Below are 17,578 nucleotides of genomic sequence, written 5' to 3' on the forward strand. Positions count from 1 at the left end.
CATGGCGCTACCTTAGCGCCACCCGTTCATCGGGCCGATAGCCAATTCTGCGCATTGCCGGGAGGCCAATTGCACCATTCAGGTGCCCACTGATGTGCATCCAATCTCTTCATTTCTGCCCCGCCTGGCGAAGCGGGATAATCCCCTGACTATGGAAACAGGCGATCGCGTAATGAGAGGTGCTTTGAATTTGCTGTTGGTGCTGCTGTTGGCGCTGAATTTGCGACCCATACTGACCAGCATTGGCCCGCTGCTCGAACCGATGCGCGCCAGTACCGGCCTGGGTTACCAGCAAGCCGCACTGCTGACCGCGCTGCCGGTGCTATGCATGGGCCTGGTCCCGTTGCTGCAGCCATGGCTGCGCCGCTGGGTCAGTGAGCACGGCGGCATGCTAGGTGGGCTGGCGGCTATCAGCCTGGCCTGCCTGTGGCGGCTGCAGCTGGACAGCGCCTGGGCGCTGATTGCCAGTGCGGTGCTGGCCGGGTTGGGTGTGGCGGTGGTGCAGGGCATGATGCCGGGGCTGGTCAACCGCTGGTTCCCCCATCGCCTTGCAGGGACCATGGGCCTGTATTCGGCGGCCTTGATGAGCGGCGGTGGGCTGGCTGCGGTGCTTGGCCCACACATCAGTGGTTATTTCGGCCATTGGCAGGCAGGCCTCGGCCTGTGGGCGATTCCCGCTGTGCTGGCCGTGCTTGCCTGGGCAGTGCTGCGCCCGCGTGAAGCGGCGCCCAAGCTGGCAGGGGCTGCCGAGGGGCATTGGTTCGGCACGCGCCGGGCATGGCTGCTGGCGCTGTACTTTGGCCTGATCAACGGCGGTTACACCAGCATGGTCGCCTGGCTGCCGGCCTATCACCTGGAACATGGCGGCACGGCCCAGGGCGGTGGTGACCTGGTGGGCCTGATGACCCTCTTCCAGGTCGCAGGCGCGCTCGGCTTGCCGTTGCTGCTGCGGCGCTTGGCGGACCGTCGGCCTGGGCTTTGGCTGGCATTGTCGGTGCAGCTGATGGGCTTTCTGGGCTTGTTGCTGGCGCCGGCAGCGGCAATGGGCGTGTGGGTGGCGATGATCGGTTTTGGCCTGGGTGCGTGCTTCAGCCTGAGTCTGACCTTGACGCTCGAGCACCTGAAAACACCCGGTGGGGCAGGTAGCCTGGCGGCGTTCGTGCAGGGGATCGGCTTCATCATCACGGGCATCGTGCCGTACATCACCGGTTGGTTGCGTGACGTCAGTGGTGACTTCCAGGCGTCATGGACGCTATTGACCGTCACGGTGCTGGCGATGCTGCTGGTGACCGCGTGTTTCGCACCACGCGGCTATGCCGCCGCGATTGCGCGGCCACGCCAGGGCGGCCAGGCAGCCGCCGTCAACTGAGGCGCTGCAACGTATCGCGTACGCGGTCCAGCGCCGGGTCGATATCCAGCACTTCGATGGCGCCAAAGCCGAACACCAGCCCAGGCCGCACTGGCACTTCACTGAAGAAAGGCGCCAGCGAGTAGAGGCCGACTTCGACCTTGCGGGCGAGGTTGGCCAGCAGCTCGATATCTACGCCGGCTTGCGCCAGGGCGCTGAGGTGGAACCCGGCACTGGCCGGCACGGCCTCGAACCACGGCGCCAGGTCGCCCTCCAGCCGCGCCAGGATGCGCGCGCGGCGGGCACTGTAGATGTCGTGGCAGCGGCGGATGTGCTTGCTCAGGTGCCCTTCGCTGATAAACCGCGCCAGCGCCCACTGCAGCAGCGTCGGGCTGTGCCAGTCGCTCAGGTGCTTGGCCACGCAGGCAGCGCCGAGCACGGCCGGTGGCAGCACCGCATAGCCCAGGCGCAGTTCTGGCAGCAGGGTCTTGGAGAAGGTGCCGACGTAGGCCACCAGGCCATGCTGGTCGAGGCGCTGCAGGGCTTCGGAAGGTGGGCCTTGGTAGCGGAACTCACAGTCGTAGTCGTCTTCGATGATCAGCGCGCCGAGCTCGGCGGCCCTGGCCAGCAACGCTTGGCGGCGTGGTTCGCTCATCGGCATGCCAAGCGGGAACTGGTGCGAGGGGGTCACGTAGATCAGCCGGGTGCCGTCGGCGATCTGCTCCACGCACATACCTTGATCGTCCACGGGTACTGATTGCAGGCGTGCACCGAGGGCCAGGAACAGCTGGCGTGCGGGCGGGTAGCCGGGGTCTTCCATGGCCACCGGGCAGCCGGGTTCGATCAGCACCCGGGCAATCAGGTCCAGCGCCTGTTGGGCGCCGTTGCACACCAGGATATCGGCGGCGCTGCAATGCACGCCGCGGGCGAAGGCGATGTGGTGGGCGATGGCTTCGCGCAGCTCGGGCAGGCCTTGGGCCTGGAACTGTCGTTCGGGGTGGCGCTGGCTGCGGCGCAGGGCGTAGTTCAGGCAGCTGCGCCAGTGGTCGAACGGGAATTGCGACTTGATCGAGGCGCCGCCTACGAAGTCGTACCGCGAGGGTGCTTCATGGGTGCGTCTGGCGAGTACGGTGGCGCGTTGTTGCCAGCGGTCCAGCGAGGCTGCGGCGGCGAGGGGCACGGTTTGTGATTCGCTGCTGCGCACTGGCTGGCGTGGGGTGATGAAGGTGCCGCGGCCGACAACGCCACTGAGGAGGTTGTCGTAGGTCAGGCGCGAATAGGCTTCGGCCACGGTTTTGCGTGACACGCCGAGTTGTTCGGCCAGCAGGCGGGTGGGTGGCAGTTGGGTGCCGGCGGCGAGGTGGCCACTGTCGATGCCGGCGCGCAATTGTTGGTAGAGCTGGTCGGCCAAGCCTTTTCGGCCTTCCAGGCGAATGTGCAGTTCCATGATGGTGTCCGGGGCGCGAGAGTGCTGAGGATAGCGGAACTTTGCAAAATTCTGGTGCTGCCCCCAACCCCGCAGTCGGTATGACCGACCCACATGGGTTACAGGGGAGTGCACGCACATAGGTAACAGTCTTTAACTGGCTCTGGCTCTGGCTCTGGCTCTGGCTTTGGCTCTGGCTTTTGCTTTTGCTTTTGCTTCTAAGCGCGCAATAGTCCAGACGACATAGATTGCGACTTCAGGAGGCCGAGTGGAGGTCTTGCGGAGGGAGGTGACGGGCAGGATGCCCGGCAAGCGCTTCGGCCCATGGATGGGCCGTGGGCGCGGTCCTCCCGGGAGCAAGGCCGGAGTGAGGGAACCCCGGAGCGCAGCGTAGGGGCCGGATGATGGGAGCGGGCGGTTTTGGTTACTTTGGCCAAGACCAAAGTAACCCGCCGTAAGGGCGGAAAGGTGACTCAGCGCCTCCATCGCGAACGGATATGCTCGCAAAGCCAAAAGCCAAAAGCCAAAAGCCAAAAGCCAAAAGCCAAAAGCCAAAAGCTCATGTGGTGGTTCTGATGAGGGGGAGCAGATCCATTGGCTGTGGCGACGCTCACTCACCTTTCCGCCCTTACGGCGGGTCACTTTTTGGCAAACGCCCCAAAAAGTAACCAAAAAAGGCTGGCTCCTATCATCCGGCCCCTACGCTGCGCTTCGGGGTTCCCTCGCTCCGGCCTTGCTCCCGGGAGGACCGCGCCCACGGCCCATCCATGGGCCGAAGCGCTTGACGGGCATCCTGCCCGTCACCTCCCTCCGCAAGACCTCCGCTCGGCCTCCTGAAGTCGCAATCTGTGTCGTCTGGGCTATTGCGCGCTTAAAAGCAGAAGCAGGGCAACAGCAACAGCAACAGCACGGCAACGGCAACGGCAATGGCTGGCGGCGTTGTTGGTTTTAGAGGCGGGCCGTGCTCACGGTGATATAGCCTTTGTCCACCAGTGCTATGCGGATCACCGTCTCATCCGCCTGCGCTTTGTGCTTTTGCTTGATACAGACGCCGTCAACCGCCACCGCACGCATGCGGTGGGCGATGGCGCGGCCGTAGGCGTCGAAGAACACCTCGCTGGCCAGCAACTCGATGCGCTCGATCAGCTGCCGTGTTCGCTCGTCGGTGGCACAGAAGAACAACACCCCCGACAGGTGCGGGTCTTCATCCGGGTTGTTGACCTCATGGGCCAACAGCTCGCGCAGGGTGCTGCGCAGCTCGGCGGTAGTGTGGGCGTGTGGATGCATAGGGCAGCTTCCTCTGATCGCAAGTGCCGATGATGTTTTCGCCGGGCGAGCGCGACAAGTAGGGCGTTTCCGAGAGGATGGGTAGGAATTTTCTGATGATACAGAATGGATGCCGTGGATTTATTGATGCTGCACAATTACGCATCTGATTGCGCGAGTACCGAGGACATCGATGAACAGCCATTTTCAAGCCGTCGACCTGCAAAAGGCCTACCGCCTGCTCAACCACGGGCCGACCGTGCTGGTCTCGGCCAGCCACCAAGGCGTGGACAACGTCATGGCCGCCGCCTGGGCCTGCGCGCTGGACTTCGACCCACCCAAGGTCACCGTGGTGCTGGACAAGATCGCCCGCACCCGGCAATTGATCGAAGGCAGTGGCTGGTTCGTGATCCAGGTACCGACCGCCGCCCAAGCGCAACTGACCCATCAGGTCGGTACCCGCAGCCTCTTTGATCACCCCGACAAGCTAGCCAGCATCGGCGTTGAACTGGAACGCGTCGAAGGGCACGCAGCGCCGCTGGTCAAAGGCTGCTCGGCCTGGTTGATGTGCCGCGTGATCGACGAGCCGCACAACCAGAGCACCTATGACCTGTTCATCGGCGAAGTGGTGGCCGCCTGGGCCGATGACCGGGTGTTCCGTGACGGGCACTGGACCTATGAGCAGGCCGACCCGCAGTGGCGCAGCCTGCACTATGTGGCGGGTGGGCATTTCTATGCCATCGGTGAACCGGTGGTGGTAAGGCAGCAGGATTGATGTAGATAGTGCTGGCCTCGCGGATACAACACCGGCCTGTAGGAGCGGGTTTACCCGCGAATGGGCCGCACAGCGGCCCCTCGCACCATCAACCCATGACCTCCTGCTTGAACCGCAACCGCCAACCATGCAGCAACGGTTCGGTATACCCGCTCGGCTGCTCACGCCCCTTGAACACCAGCTCCTGCGCCGCGCAGAAGGCATGCGACCCTGCAAAGTCAGCAGCCATCGGCCGATACGCCGCATCGCCGGCATTCTGCTGATCGACCACCTTGGCCATCCGCCGAAGCGTCGCCTCCACCTGTTCGGCGCCAACCACGCCATGGTGCAGCCAGTTGGCAATATGCTGGGCCGAGATGCGCAGGGTGGCGCGGTCTTCCATCAGGCCCACATCATGGATGTCCGGCACTTTGGAACAGCCCACACCTTGCTCGACCCAACGCACCACATAGCCCAGGATGCCTTGGCAGTTGTTGTCCAGTTCGGCCTGGATGTCCTCTGCGCGCCATGGCCTGTCGGGGCTGACCGGAATACTCAGCAGGTCGCGCAGCAACGGCGCGTGCTCGCGGGCGAGGTCGGCCTGTTCCAGTTGCTGTTGCACCGCCGCCACATCGACCTGGTGATAATGCAGGGCATGCAGGGTCGCGGCAGTGGGTGAGGGCACCCAGGCGGTATTGGCGCCAGCGCGAGGCTGGGCGATTTTCTGCTCGAGCATCGCCGCCATCAAATCGGGCATCGCCCACATGCCTTTGCCGATCTGAGCCTTGCCGCGCAGGCCGCAAGCCAGGCCAACCAGAACGTTGCTGCGCTCATAGGCCTGGATCCAGGCGCTGCCTTTCATGTCGCCTTTGCGCAGCATGGCGCCGGCCTCCATGGCTGTGTGCATCTCGTCGCCGGTGCGGTCGAGGAAACCCGTGTTGATGAACACCACCCGCGCCGCCGCGCTGGCGATGCAGGCCTTGAGGTTGACGCTGGTGCGCCGTTCCTCGTCCATGATGCCCATCTTCAGCGTATTACGTGGTACGCCAAGCAGGTCTTCGACACGGCTGAATAGCTGATCGGCGAAGGCGACTTCGGCCGGCCCGTGCATCTTTGGTTTGACGATGTACAGGCTGCCCTCGCGGGAGTTGCCGCGGCGCTTGAGGTCGTGCAGGCCGATCAGGCTGGTCACCACCGCGTCGAGGATGCCCTCGGGAATCTCGCGGCCGTCTCGGTCATGGATCGCCGGGTTGGTCATCAGGTGGCCGACATTGCGGATGAACAGCAGCGAACGGCCCGGCAGGCTCAGCGGCTTGCCGTCTGCCCCTTGGTACTCGCGGTCTTTTGACAATGCGCGGGTGAAGGTCTTGCCGCCCTTGCTGACCTGCTCGCTCAGGTCGCCTTTCATCAGGCCCAGCCAGTTGCGGTAGACGTTGACCTTGTCCTCGGCGTCCACAGCTGCCACCGAGTCCTCGCAGTCGATGATGGTGGTCAGCGCAGACTCCACAAGGATGTCCTTGACCCCAGCGAGGTCAGCCTCGCCGATGGTGCTGCTCGGGTCGATCTGAATGTCCAGGTGCAGACGGTGGTGTTGCAGGACGATCGCCGAAGGCTTGCCTGGCTCGCCCTGATAACCGCGCAGTTGGCTGGCCTGCTTGAGGCCAACCTGGCGGCCATCTTTCAAGGTGACCAGCAGCGCGCCTTGGCTGATTGCGTAAGCCGTTGCCTCGCTATGCGAGGCGCCTTCGAGCGGCGTGGCCTGGTCGAGCAGGCTTCGGCCGAAGGCAATGACCCGTGCACCCCGCGTGGGGTTGTAACGCTCGCCGCGCTCGGCGCCGTCGCTGTCGGCAATCGCATCGGTGCCGTACAGCGCGTCATACAGCGAACCCCAGCGGGCGTTGGCGGCGTTGAGGGCATAGCGGGCGTTGCTCAGTGGTACTACCAGCTGGGGGCCGGCTTGCTCGGCGATTTCGCGGTCAACGTGGGTGGTGGTGATGCTGACCTTCTCGGGGCTTTCGACAAGGTAGCCAATGCCGCGCAAGAACGACTGGTACGCCGCCATGTCCGTGATCGGGCCTGGGTGTTGGCGGTGCCAGGTGTCCAGTTCGGTTTGCAGGCGGTCGCGTTCGGCGAGCAGTTCGCGGTTGCGCGGCGCGAGGTCGTGGACCAGCGTGCTGAAGCCCTGCCAGAACGCGGTGGCGTCGATGCCGGTGCCGGGGAGGACTTCTACCTCGATGAAGCGCTGCAGGAGGGGGGCGACCTGGAGATGATTGGGCATGGTAGTTCTGCTCTTATTCATACTTGGAGAAATCCGTTGTGGGTGATGGCCTCTGGCGGGTAAACCCGCTCCTGCAGGTGCAGCGTCGGGCCTGAGAAGCGGGTTTTCCGACTACAGCGCCCCGGCTCCCGCTTTGGCCACCTGGGCATCTTGTTCGGGCTTGACCCCGGAAACGCCGATGGCACCCACCACCTGGCCCTCCACCAGCAAGGGCACTCCACCTTCCAGGCTGGTCAGCAGGGGCGCGGTGACGAACGCCGTGCGCCCGCCGTTGACCATCTGCTCGTAGTCGCGCGTTTCCTTGCGCCCAAGCGCCGCGCTGCGGGCCTTTTCCATGGCGATGTAGGCACTGGCCGGCGCGCAGCCATCCATGCGCTCCAGGCCCAGCGGGTGGCCGCCGTCGTCGACCACCGCGATGGTCACGTTCCACTGTTGCGCCTGGGCTTCCTGGCGGGCGGCGGCGAGCAGGCGGGCTACTTCGGCCTGGCCGATCACGGACTTGCTATGCATGGCGGTTCTCCGGGTCAAGGGCAGCTTCGACGATTTCGATCCAGTGGCGCACCGGCGTGCGCCCGGCACCGTCAAGGTGGGTCTGGCAGCCGATGTTGGCGGTGGCAATGACTTGTGGCTTGCCGCTTTCCAGCGCGTTAAGGCGGTTGTCGCGCAGTTGCCGCGACAGCTCGGGCTGGGTCAGCGAGTAGGTCCCGGCCGAGCCGCAGCACAGATGGCCGTCCGGTACCGCAGTCAGGGTGAAGCCCAGGCGGGTCAGCAGGGCTTCAACCTGGCCACCGAGCTTGAGTGCATGCTGCAGGGTGCAGGGGCAATGGAAGGCCAGGCGCTGCTCCGCGCACAGCCCCAGTTGCTCGATGGGTTCGTCACGCAGCACTTGCACCAGGTCACGCGACAACGCGCTGACCCGGGCGGCCTTGGCGGCATAGTGCGGGTCCTTTTCCAGCAGGTGCCCGTAATCGTGTACGAACGCACCGCAGCCGCTGGCGGTCTGCACGATGGCTTCGGCGCCGGCCTCGATGGCCGGCCACCAGGCATCGATGTTGCGTCGGGCACGCTCAAGGCCGCGCGCCTGGGCATTGAGGTGGTAATCCACCGCGCCACAGCAGGCGGCTTCGAACGCAGGTACCACGCTGATGCCCAGCCGGTCGAGCAGGCGCGCGGCGGCGGCGTTGGTGTTGGGCGACAGCGCCGGTTGCACGCAGCCTTCGAGCAGCAGCACCCGACGGGCGTGGCGCACCGCCGGGCGCTCGCCGGGCGCGGCTATCTGCGCCGGCAACTTGCTCTTCAGCGTGGCCGGCAGCAGCGGGCGCAGGGCCTGGCCGGTGCGGGTCAACGCCTTGAACAGCGCCGGGCGCGGCACCACCGTGCGCAGGCCTTGGCGCAGCAGGCGCTGGCCGAGCGGGCGGGGCACCTGCTGCTCGACCACGGCGCGGCCGATGTCCAGCAGGTCATGGTATTTCACCCCGGACGGGCAGGTGGTTTCGCAGTTGCGGCAGGTCAGGCAGCGGTCCAGGTGCAGCTGCGTGCTGGTCGTTACCGGCTCGCCTTCGAGCACCTGTTTGATCAGGTAGATACGCCCACGCGGGCCGTCCAGCTCATCGCCGAGCAGCTGATAGGTGGGGCAGGTGGCCGTGCAGAAGCCGCAGTGCACGCACGAGCGCAGGATGCTTTCGGCCTCTTCGGCGCGGGCCAGGCGCTTGGCGGTGTCGCTCAGGTTGGTTTGCATGGCGTGGCCTCACAGGTCCGGGTACAGGCGGCCAGGGTTGAACACACCCTGGGGGTCGAGTTGCTGCTTGAGGGCGCGGTGGTAGCGCAGCAGCCCAGCGGGCAGCGGTGCACTGCTGTCTTCACCTGTGGCGTAACCGGTGACGTGGCCGCCGGCCTTGGCGGCCTGTTCGCGGATCTGCCGTGCGGGGGCAGTCGATTTCAGCCAGCGCTGGGCGCCGCCCCAGTCGATGAGCTGGCGCCCAGGCAGGTCGAGCTCACCGGCGGCAAGCGGCACCGACACACGCCACAGCGGTTCAGGGCCCTGGAAGAAGGCCAGGCGCTGCTCGCGCAGGTCGCCCCAGAAACGGCTGTCGAGCTCATCGCCGCCCAGGCGCTGGCGGGCCGATTGCACCGAGCCTTCACCGCCTTCCAGGCGCAGGTACAGTGCGTCGCCATCGTGGCAGGCGGCGCTGATCGGCAACGGTTGCTGGCCCCATTCGGCCAGCTCGGCCACGGCGTGATGCCGGTCCATTGGCAGGCGCAGGCTCAGGCACTGGCGTGGGCGCGGGAGCACTTTCAATGACACCTCGGTCAGTACACCCAGGCAACCGAAACTGCCCGCCATCAACCGCGACACGTCGTACCCGGCCACGTTCTTCATCACTTCGCCGCCAAACCGCAGCAGCTTGCCGTGGCCGGTAATGACGCGCGTGCCGAGTACGTAATCGCGCACCGACCCCGCCCAGGGCCGACGCGGCCCGGACAGCCCAGCCGCGACCATGCCGCCGAGGGTCGCGCCGGCGCCCAGATGCGGCGGCTCGCAGGGCAGCATCTGCCCGGCCTCGAACAATGCCGCCTCGATCTCCACCAGCGGCGTGCCGGCGCGGGCGGTGAGCACCAGCTCGGTCGGGTCGTAGCTGACGATGCCGCGGTGGTTGCGGGTATTGATGATTTCCCCGCCGATCGGGCGGCCAAGCATGGCTTTGCTGTTGCTGCCCTGAATGCGCAGCGGGGTGTTCAGGTTCAAGGCCTGGTTGACCTGCTCGAGCAGGTCCAGGCTGATGTCGCGGTCCATGCCCATCAGAAGCGCTCCAGCTCAGGGAAGGGCAGTTGCCCGTGGTGCACGTGCATTGCGCCGAACTCGGCGCAGCGGTGCAGGGTGGGGATGTTCTTGCCGGGGTTGAGCAACCCTTGGGGGTCGAACGCCGCCTTGACCGCATGGAACAGGGTGATTTCGTCGCTGTTGAACTGCGCGCACATCTGGCTGATCTTTTCCCGCCCGACACCGTGTTCACCGGTGATGCTGCCGCCCACGGCCACGCACAGTTCCAGGATGCGCCCGCCGATAGCCTCGGCGCGTTCCAGCTCGCCCGGCAGGTTGGCATCGAACAGGATCAGCGGGTGCATGTTGCCGTCGCCGGCATGGAACACGTTGGCCACACGCAGGCCGTATTCCTCGGACAGCTCGCTGATGCCTTTGAGCACCCGTGGCAGCTCGCGCCGCGGGATGGTGCCGTCCATGCAGTAGTAGTCCGGCGAGATCCGCCCCACGGCCGGGAAGGCGTTCTTGCGCCCGGCCCAGAAGCGCACGCGCTCGGCCTCGTCGCAGGCCAGGCGCACTTCGCGGGCGCCGGCTTGCTGCAGCACGGCCGCCACCCGCTCGCAGTCATCCTGCACATCGGCCTCCACGCCATCCAGCTCGCACAGCAGGATGGCCGCTGCGTCTACCGGGTAGCCGGCGTGGATGAAGTCCTCGGCGGCGCGTATCGCCAGGTTGTCCATCATTTCCAGGCCACCGGGGATGATGCCGGCGGCGATGATCTCGGCCACGGCGCGGCCGGCGTCCTCCACATTGTCGAAACTGGCCAGCAACACCCGCGCCACCTGGGGTTTGGGCAGCAGCTTGACGGTCACTTCGGTGACGATGCCGAGCATGCCTTCGGAGCCGGTGAACAAGGCCAGCAGGTCGAAACCCGGGCTGTCGAGGGCGTCGCTGCCCAGGGTCAGGTGTTCGCCTTCGACGGTGAGGATCTCGACCTTGAGCAGGTTGTGCACGGTCAGGCCGTATTTCAGGCAATGCACGCCGCCGGCGTTCTCGGCCACGTTGCCTCCGATGGAGCAGGCAATCTGCGAGGAAGGGTCGGGTGCGTAATACAGGCCATGTGGCGCAGCCGCCTGGGAGATCGCCAGGTTGCGAACACCCGGCTGAACCCGCGCGAAACGCCCTTGCGGGTTAACCTCCAGAATTCGGTTGAAACGCGCCATCACCAGCAGGATGCCCTTGGCCAACGGCAGCGCGCCGCCCGACAACCCGGTACCCGCGCCGCGTGCAACCACCGGCACGCCACGCTGGTGGCACAGCTTCAGCAGGGTCTGCACCTGTTCCAGACGTTCGGGCAGTACCACCAGTAGCGGCACCGTGCGGTAGGCCGAAAGGCCGTCGCATTCGTAAGGTTTGAGGTCTTCAGCGCGGTGCAGGATTTCGAGATCGGGCAGTGACTCGCGCAAGGCCTTTAGCAGGTCAGGCAGGTCTACGGCAGGCAGCGCGCCATCGACCCGTTCGTCGTAGAGAATGTTCATCGGGCTCACTCACCGGCAATTTTTGTTGTTGTGGGTAGACCAGTCACCTTCGCAGCCTGCGCGCGCTGGCGGGTGAGGTCGAGCTGCTCGCGCACTGGTCCTACCAGTTTTTGCGCGATGCACTGGTTATTTGCAGGTTCCGCCAGCTAAATTGGCGCAAGCTGTAGCAGTGGTCCTACCAGTTGGAGTGCGCGCATGGGTGCTGAAGGCAAGGCCAAGATCGCCGATCAGGTGGCAGAGCGGGTCGAGCGGCTGATCGTTGAAGGTGTGCTGAAGGTCGGTCAGGCCTTGCCGTCGGAGCGGCGCCTGGTGGAAAAGCTCGGCTGTTCGCGCTCGGCGCTGCGCGAAGGCCTGCGCATCCTGCGTGGGCGCGGGATCATCGACACTGAGCAGGGGCGCGGCTCGTTCGTGGCCGACCTGACCGGGCAGCAGGCAGGGGCCACGCCCTTGATGCACCTGTTCAGCTCGCAGCCACGCACCTTGTTCGACCTGCTCGAAGTACGTGCCTTGCTGGAGGCCGAATCCGCACGCCTGGCAGCGTTGCGGGCCACCGAGGTCGACCGCCTGCTGATCCGCCGCCGCTACGAAGACATGCTCGCGGCCCACGCTTCGCCAGATGGGCTCGATGCTCGCGAGCATGCGCGGCGCGACCATGCCTTCCACCGCGCGATCAGCGAGGCCTCGCACAACCCGGTGCTGGTGCATACCCTGCAGTCGCTCAGCGACCTGACCTTGAGCACGGTGTTTGCTTCGGTCAACAACCTGTACTGCCGGCCGGCGCAGAAGCGCCAGATAGACCGCCAGCATGCACGGCTTTATCAGGCGGTGATGGAGCAGTTGCCGGAACAGGCGCAGCGGGCGGCGCGCGAACATATCAACGGGATTCGCGACAGTTTGCGCGAGATCGAACAGGAAGAGCAGCGCCTGGTGCGGGCGACGATGCGCATGGATGGGTGGGGGTGAGCCACCCGTCCCGGCTTCTTCGCGGGGCAAGCCGCTCCCACAAGTACACTGCAAGGCTTGAAGTTGCGCATATCCTGTGGGAGCGGGCTTGCCCCGCGAAAGGGCCAGCGCAAACGCTACTGTGCCAGGTGCCTGATCATCGCCACCGTCAGGTACAACCGCGGCGCGACGCTGCTCAGCTCGATGTATTCATCGTCGCCATGCAACCCCGCCCCGACCACACCCAGCGTTTCCAGCACCGCTGGCTTGTCGCTGCCTGGCACGTAGGCATAACCGGCATCAGTACCGAAGCGCATGGCAATCGGCTCGATCTTGTGGCCGACCTCGCCGTACAGCTGTTGCGCGGTCTGTGCCAATTTCGCCGAAGCGTCATTGCGCGCCAGGGGCGGCCGGCCCTTTTCCACGGTGACGGTGGTTTGGGTGTCTGCCACCAGCTGCTTTTTCACGATGCGCTGGGCATCAGCCTGCACGCGGTCGGTTTCGGTCAGGTCCGAATAGCGCATGTCGGCTTCGGCCGTGGCCAGTGCCGGGATGATATTGGCTTTTTCACCGGCCTTGGCCAGGGTCCAGTTTACCGTGGTGCCTTTGCCGGCATCACCCAGGTCCTTGAGCTGAAGCAGCTGGTGGGCCAGTTCGGTCAGCGCGTTGCGCCCTTGCTCGGGCGCTGAGCCTGCGTGCGAGGCACGGCCCTTGACCTCAAGCTTGAGGCGGTTGATGCCGTTGGTGGCCACCGTGACGGCGTCCTTGTCCGGCGGCTCGTAGGAGAATACGTAATCATGCTTGCGGGCCAGCTCGGCAATGATCTGCCTGGAGCCGGCCGAGCCCATTTCCTCGTCTGGGTTGAACAGCACCGTAAGCGTGCGATAGCCCTTGAATTCCTGCTGCTGCAACAGCTTGAGCGCATGCAGGATCATCGCCACACCGCCCTTGGCATCGGCAACGCCCGGGCCGTAGGCGCGCGGGCCGTCAACGCGGAATGGGCGCTTGGCCACGGTGCCGGGCACGAACACGGTGTCGTAGTGGACCATCAGCAGGAAGTCCTTGCTGCCGGAGCCTTTGAAGGTGCCGACGATGTTGTCGCCCACGGAGGGTGTTGCGGGGTGGGTCTGGACGTCGGCGCCCAGTGCCTTGAGGCGTTTGACCAATTCGGCGCTGATTTGCGTAAGGCCAGCTTCGGTGCCGGTGCCGGTATCGACCGAAACCAAGGTCTTGAGGGTTTCAAGGTAGGCCGGTTGTTCGCCCTGAGCCTGTTTGAGCAGGTCCTGGGGAGAGGGATCGGCGGCGGTGGCGTGCGTGCAGGCGATCAGTAGCGCCAGGGCGATGGCGTGGGGAGGGCGGGGCAAAGGCATCGGTTCTTCCTTGTCGTGGTGAACCGTTGAGCCTAGTCCCTGAGCCATGAGCCTGCAGCGTAAATTAAGGCCCTATCGCGGGCCCGCGCCCACAGGGGCGGGCTGGCCCGCGATGGGCCGTAAGGGCATCAATGGTGCGCGACTGGGTCATCCTGGGACAGTATCGCCCGGGCCAGTTCTTCATCACTGGCCTGCAGGCCAGGGTTGTCCTTGCGGGCCTGTTCCAGCGCCGACTCCACATAGGCGCCACGGATCGCACCACCACTGGCGACGAATGCAGAGAGCTCGTCACGGGCGGGGATGATCCGTTTGTCATCCTTGAAGGTCGAATACAGCGAGGCCGAAACACCCGCCGAGGTGGCGACGTCGCCCGCATCGACGCGGGCCAGGGCAGCACCGGCAGGCAGCAGTAGCAGCAGCGCAGGGGCGAGGAATAGGTGGCGCATATCGTGATCTCCAGTAGCGTGAAGCCCAAGGGAATTACCACTCAGTGTTTAAGATGGCGGAACACGGGCGGTAGTTCCCTTGCTGCTGATCAGGCCAACGGGTTTGAGGCAGCCGGCCGCTTCGCGGGCGCACGCCGATAGAGGGGCCGCGGCGTGCTGGGGTCCAGTTCTGTGAGCGTGCTGCCAGCTGCCTTGAACCCGGCGCGCTCGGCCAGGCGCTGGCTGGCCTTGTTGTCGATATCGGTGGTCAGCCACACAGCACTGTCGACGGCGTCCAGCAGAGCGATCAGCGCTTCGCGCATGAGCCCATGGCCGCTGAACGTCTGGTTTGCCCAGTAGCCCACTTCATATTCATCATGGCCCGGGCGCAGGCCGATGCAGCCGATCACGGCCTCGCCGCCTGGTTGCAGCACGAAAAAGCGCTTTTCGGCGGCTGGGTCAAGGAACTCGCTGGCGCTCAGTTGCAGGCTTTCGCGCACCTCTTCCAGCGTCCAGTCGGGCTTGGCCCAAGCCAGGAAGGGGGCGTGCAGGTCATAGCTGCCTAGCAAAGCCTGGCGCAATTGCTCGGCAAATGCCGAGTCCGGGCGGGCCAGGCGCGTGCGCGGGGTGGACAGGGTATGGGGCAGAGCGGGGTAGGGCATGGGGGCCATCCTGGCGAGGTTGTTGGGAGCATCTAAGCACATTCTGCTGGCGAACATGTTCACGTTGAAGCCACGGGCCTGAATCGGCCTTCTGGATCGATCGAATGGGCTGGGTTAAAACTACCCAGCCGCGTTCTGCTTTGGTGCACAATGGCGTCAAATTGAGTCATCAAGCACATAAAAATCCAATCAAAATGCTTAATTCCGTTCACTTTGCACACCGTTTCCTATGCTGCCCGCCCGCTTTTGCGCAGCGGAACACACCGCCCAAAGCGGCCCGCTTATTGCTCCTGCTGCTCCAACTTCAACCCGGAGCACCCGAACAATGAGCTCACCCTCCGAATTCCCGCTGTGCGAGGCGCCACAGCACGCCCGCAAAGGCCTGTTGCCGATCGCCATGGTGCTGTTCAGCTTTACCTTCTTTACCGGGACGATGTTCGCCGGGGGCAAGCTGGGCATGGCATTCAACTTCGTCGACATGCTATGGATCGCCACCATTGGCAACACGCTGCTGGCACTTTACGCCGCCGCGCTGGCATTCATCGCTTCGCGTAGCGGCCTCAACACCGTGCTGATGGGGCGCTTCTGCTTCGGTGAAGCCGGTAGCCGGCTTTCGGACTTTCTGCTGGGCTTCGCCGAACTGGGCTGGTACGCCTGGGGCACCGCCACCGTGGCGATCGTGCTGGTCAAGCTGCTGGGGTTGGCGGAAGGCTTCACGGTGCCGTTGATGGTGCTGTTCGGGCTTGGCTTCAGCATCACGGCAATCGTCGGCTTCAAGGGGCTGGACCTGCTGTCGCGGGTTTCGGTGCCGCTGATGTTCGCGCTGCTGATCATCTCGATGGTCATTGCCACACGCGACGTGGGTGGGCTGCAACAGCTGGCGGCGCTGGTGCCACACGAAACCATGACCTTCTCGGCGGCGGTGACCATGGTCTTCGGCACTTTCGCCAGCGGCGCCACCCAGGCCACCAACTGGACGCGCCTGTCGCGCAGTGGGCGGGTGGCGGTGACGGCCAGCGTGGTGGCGTTCTTGCTCGGCAACGGGCTGATGGTGGTGGCTGGCGCCTGGTGCGCGATGGTGTACCAGCAGGCCGATATCGTCGAAGTGATGATGCTGCAAGGGCTGTCGTTCGCGGCGGTGGTGATGCTCTGCCTGAACCTGTGGACGATCCAGGGGCCGACCATCTACAACGTCGCCGCCGCGGCCTGCCACCTGCTGCGCAGCGAGCGCCGGCGCACGGCGACGCTGCTGGCAGCCGGCGTGGGTATTGTGCTGGCGATCGGCGGCATGTACGAATTGCTGATCCCGTTCCTGGTGCTGCTCGGCTCGATCATTCCGCCGGTGGGCGGGGTAATCATGGCGGATTTCTGGTACCGCCACCGTGGCAAATACCCGGCGCTGGCCACGGTCAGCCTGCCGCGCTACAACCTGACGGGGCTTTGCGCCTACGCCGTGGGTGCGGTGGCGGCCTATGCCTCGCCTTGGGTGGCGCCCCTGGTGGGCATCGGTGCCTCGGCGCTGTGCTACATCCTGCTGGTTGAACTGAGTGGCCGGCGCCGTGCGCTGGGCCAGGCCCGGGCCGAGCCGTGAGCCTGGCGCTTGAAGAAATCCTCCGCCTGCCGGGGCTTGAAGACATGGCCGTGCGGGCCGGCGCGCGCAACCTGCAGCGGCGGGTGCGCTGGCCCTATGTGGCAGAAAACGAAGGCATCGCCGACTGGGTGATGGGCGGCGAGCTGGTGTTCGTCACCGGCATCAACCACCCGCGCGGCGAGGGCAACCTGCTGAGCCTGGTCGAGGATGGCGACGCGGTAGGCATCGCTGGCCTGGTGATCCTCACCGGCGGCAGCTTCATCCAGGGCATCCCAGTGGCGGTGATCGAGCGTGCCGAGCAATTGGGGTTGCCGCTGATCGAGCAGCCCTATGCGCTGAAAATGGTCGTGGTTACCCACCTGATCGGCACGGCGCTGGTGCAGATGGCGCAGGTGCGCCGCTCGCGCAATGACATCCTCGGCCAGCTGCTGACCGGTGACTACCCCAGCCTGGCCATCGCCCGCCAGCGTGCAGCGCATCTGCACCTTGAACTGGACGGGCCGCAGCGCCTGGTGGCGTTGCGCCTGTCGGCGGTGGACGGGTTGTTCGAGCGGCATGGGCTGGCCCAGGGTGAGCGCCTGTGGCAAAGCACCCGGCAGGCGCTGGAAGACCAACTGGAAGCCTGGTGCCGTGGCCACCCTGGGGCGGTGACGGCGCAACTGGCAGGCGACCTGTTCGTCCTGCTGTTGCCGGATACGCCCGGCCTGCGTGCGGCCCTGGCCGGGCTGCACCAGCAGTTGGCCGCAGTGGCGGGGGAGATGGGCCTGTTCATGGGGCTGTCGAGCCCGGCCGAAGATTGCGGCCACTACCGTCAGGCCCTCAACCAGGCACGCCAGGCCCTGGAGGTGGCGCAGAACCTGCGCCCGGCCACCGGCCTGTGCGACTTCAGCGAACTTGGCGTGCTGCGCCTGCTGCAAGGTATCGTCGACCGCTCGCTGATCGACGACTTCGTCACCCAGACCCTTGGCCCGCTTCGCGCACCCGGGCGCAAGCAGCCCAACGCTCTGTTGCACACCCTCGACGCGCTGCTCAAGGAAAACGGCAACGGCCTCAAGGCCGGGCAGCGCCTGGGCGTGCACCGCAACACCATCAATCAACGGATGCAACGCATCGAACAATTGAGCGGGCAGTCCCTCGACGACCCGCTTTTTCGCATGAATGCTGCGGTCGCTATGCTGATATGGCGCATGACCGAAGCCCAAGGCAAGGAGTAACCC

General features: G+C 65.4%; 15 protein-coding genes. 5 read left to right on the forward strand and 10 right to left on the reverse strand.

Annotation, left to right across the window (positions count from 1 at the left end; genetic code table 11):
• Window positions 1–172: 172 nt before the first annotated feature.
• The gene (locus tag ABEH27_RS07785) at window positions 173–1,369 is read left to right on the forward strand and encodes a cyanate transporter (RefSeq protein WP_346612996.1); all 1,197 of its coding nucleotides are present in this window, start codon (window positions 173–175) and stop codon (window positions 1,367–1,369) included.
• Here the strand turns inward: ABEH27_RS07785 and ABEH27_RS07790 are convergent.
• The gene (locus tag ABEH27_RS07790; RefSeq protein ID WP_346612997.1) at window positions 1,362–2,795 is read right to left on the reverse strand and encodes a PLP-dependent aminotransferase family protein; all 1,434 of its coding nucleotides are present in this window, start codon (window positions 2,793–2,795) and stop codon (window positions 1,362–1,364) included. The genes ABEH27_RS07785 and ABEH27_RS07790 overlap by 8 nt on opposite strands.
• Before the next feature lie 927 nt (window positions 2,796–3,722).
• A complete protein-coding gene (locus ABEH27_RS07795; RefSeq protein WP_346612998.1) occupies window positions 3,723–4,061 on the reverse strand; it encodes a hypothetical protein in 339 nt (112 codons plus the stop codon).
• Window positions 4,062–4,233: 172 nt separating this feature from the next.
• Between ABEH27_RS07795 and ABEH27_RS07800 the strand changes: the two genes are divergently transcribed.
• On the forward strand, window positions 4,234–4,815 hold the full coding sequence (locus ABEH27_RS07800) for a flavin reductase family protein (protein ID WP_346612999.1): 582 nt from the start codon (window positions 4,234–4,236) through the stop codon (window positions 4,813–4,815).
• A gap of 88 nt (window positions 4,816–4,903) precedes the next feature.
• On the opposite strand, the gene ABEH27_RS07805 is transcribed toward ABEH27_RS07800, so the two are convergent.
• From ABEH27_RS07805 to glcD, 5 genes are all read right to left on the reverse strand, one after another.
• Complete coding sequence (locus tag ABEH27_RS07805; protein WP_346613000.1) at window positions 4,904–7,072, reverse strand: malate synthase G; 2,169 nt, start codon at window positions 7,070–7,072, stop codon at window positions 4,904–4,906.
• Between the two features lie 111 nt (window positions 7,073–7,183).
• A complete protein-coding gene (locus ABEH27_RS07810; protein WP_346613001.1) occupies window positions 7,184–7,582 on the reverse strand; it encodes a heme-binding protein in 399 nt (132 codons plus the stop codon).
• Window positions 7,575–8,810, reverse strand: a complete 1,236-nt coding sequence (gene glcF / locus ABEH27_RS07815) for a glycolate oxidase subunit GlcF (protein WP_346613002.1) — start codon at window positions 8,808–8,810, stop codon at window positions 7,575–7,577. The genes ABEH27_RS07810 and glcF overlap by 8 nt, the downstream gene beginning before the upstream one ends.
• Window positions 8,811–8,819: 9 nt before the next feature.
• Window positions 8,820–9,872 carry a glycolate oxidase subunit GlcE gene (gene glcE, locus ABEH27_RS07820; protein WP_346613003.1) on the reverse strand — a complete coding sequence of 351 codons (1,053 nt, stop codon included), beginning with the start codon at window positions 9,870–9,872 and terminating at the stop codon, window positions 8,820–8,822.
• Complete coding sequence (gene glcD / locus ABEH27_RS07825) at window positions 9,872–11,371, reverse strand: glycolate oxidase subunit GlcD (RefSeq protein WP_346613004.1); 1,500 nt, start codon at window positions 11,369–11,371, stop codon at window positions 9,872–9,874. The genes glcE and glcD overlap by 1 nt, the downstream gene beginning before the upstream one ends.
• A gap of 195 nt (window positions 11,372–11,566) precedes the next feature.
• Between glcD and glcC the strand changes: the two genes are divergently transcribed.
• Window positions 11,567–12,334, forward strand: coding sequence for a transcriptional regulator GlcC (glcC, locus tag ABEH27_RS07830; RefSeq protein WP_346613005.1), 768 nt, complete (start codon window positions 11,567–11,569; stop codon window positions 12,332–12,334).
• A gap of 116 nt (window positions 12,335–12,450) precedes the next feature.
• Here the strand turns inward: glcC and ABEH27_RS07835 are convergent, their stop codons facing one another.
• The 3 genes from ABEH27_RS07835 to ABEH27_RS07845 form a co-directional block, all read right to left on the reverse strand.
• Window positions 12,451–13,683, reverse strand: a complete 1,233-nt coding sequence (locus tag ABEH27_RS07835) for a M20/M25/M40 family metallo-hydrolase (protein ID WP_346613006.1) — start codon at window positions 13,681–13,683, stop codon at window positions 12,451–12,453.
• Window positions 13,684–13,811: 128 nt separating this feature from the next.
• The gene (locus ABEH27_RS07840; RefSeq protein ID WP_346613007.1) at window positions 13,812–14,129 is read right to left on the reverse strand and encodes a DUF2388 domain-containing protein; all 318 of its coding nucleotides are present in this window, start codon (window positions 14,127–14,129) and stop codon (window positions 13,812–13,814) included.
• A gap of 89 nt (window positions 14,130–14,218) precedes the next feature.
• Window positions 14,219–14,770: a GNAT family protein gene (locus ABEH27_RS07845; RefSeq protein WP_346613008.1), complete on the reverse strand. Its 552-nt coding sequence runs from the start codon at window positions 14,768–14,770 to the stop codon at window positions 14,219–14,221.
• A gap of 325 nt (window positions 14,771–15,095) precedes the next feature.
• Between ABEH27_RS07845 and codB the strand changes: the two genes are divergently transcribed.
• Window positions 15,096–16,361 carry a cytosine permease gene (gene codB, locus ABEH27_RS07850; RefSeq protein ID WP_346613009.1) on the forward strand — a complete coding sequence of 422 codons (1,266 nt, stop codon included), beginning with the start codon at window positions 15,096–15,098 and terminating at the stop codon, window positions 16,359–16,361.
• On the forward strand, window positions 16,358–17,575 hold the full coding sequence (locus ABEH27_RS07855; RefSeq protein WP_346613010.1) for a PucR family transcriptional regulator ligand-binding domain-containing protein: 1,218 nt from the start codon (window positions 16,358–16,360) through the stop codon (window positions 17,573–17,575). The genes codB and ABEH27_RS07855 overlap by 4 nt, the downstream gene beginning before the upstream one ends.
• Window positions 17,576–17,578 lie beyond the last annotated feature (3 nt).

Source organism: Pseudomonas sp. P39-UII1, assembly GCF_039672635.1.
Taxonomy (GTDB): Bacteria; Pseudomonadota; Gammaproteobacteria; order Pseudomonadales; family Pseudomonadaceae; genus Aquipseudomonas.

Excerpts from the sequence above, each read along its gene's own strand:
- ABEH27_RS07785 (WP_346612996.1), top strand. The coding sequence starts at position 173 with ATGAGAGGTGCTTTGAATTTGCTGTTGGTGCTGCTGTTGGCGCTGAAT.
- ABEH27_RS07790 (WP_346612997.1), bottom strand. The coding sequence starts at position 2,795 with ATGGAACTGCACATTCGCCTGGAAGGCCGAAAAGGCTTGGCCGACCAG.
- ABEH27_RS07795 (WP_346612998.1), bottom strand. The coding sequence starts at position 4,061 with ATGCATCCACACGCCCACACTACCGCCGAGCTGCGCAGCACCCTGCGC.
- ABEH27_RS07800 (WP_346612999.1), top strand. The coding sequence starts at position 4,234 with ATGAACAGCCATTTTCAAGCCGTCGACCTGCAAAAGGCCTACCGCCTG.
- ABEH27_RS07805 (WP_346613000.1), bottom strand. The coding sequence starts at position 7,072 with ATGCCCAATCATCTCCAGGTCGCCCCCCTCCTGCAGCGCTTCATCGAG.
- ABEH27_RS07810 (WP_346613001.1), bottom strand. The coding sequence starts at position 7,582 with ATGCATAGCAAGTCCGTGATCGGCCAGGCCGAAGTAGCCCGCCTGCTC.
- glcF (WP_346613002.1), bottom strand. The coding sequence starts at position 8,810 with ATGCAAACCAACCTGAGCGACACCGCCAAGCGCCTGGCCCGCGCCGAA.
- glcE (WP_346613003.1), bottom strand. The coding sequence starts at position 9,872 with ATGGGCATGGACCGCGACATCAGCCTGGACCTGCTCGAGCAGGTCAAC.
- glcD (WP_346613004.1), bottom strand. The coding sequence starts at position 11,371 with ATGAACATTCTCTACGACGAACGGGTCGATGGCGCGCTGCCTGCCGTA.
- glcC (WP_346613005.1), top strand. The coding sequence starts at position 11,567 with ATGGGTGCTGAAGGCAAGGCCAAGATCGCCGATCAGGTGGCAGAGCGG.
- ABEH27_RS07835 (WP_346613006.1), bottom strand. The coding sequence starts at position 13,683 with ATGCCTTTGCCCCGCCCTCCCCACGCCATCGCCCTGGCGCTACTGATC.
- ABEH27_RS07840 (WP_346613007.1), bottom strand. The coding sequence starts at position 14,129 with ATGCGCCACCTATTCCTCGCCCCTGCGCTGCTGCTACTGCTGCCTGCC.
- ABEH27_RS07845 (WP_346613008.1), bottom strand. The coding sequence starts at position 14,770 with ATGCCCTACCCCGCTCTGCCCCATACCCTGTCCACCCCGCGCACGCGC.
- codB (WP_346613009.1), top strand. The coding sequence starts at position 15,096 with ATGAGCTCACCCTCCGAATTCCCGCTGTGCGAGGCGCCACAGCACGCC.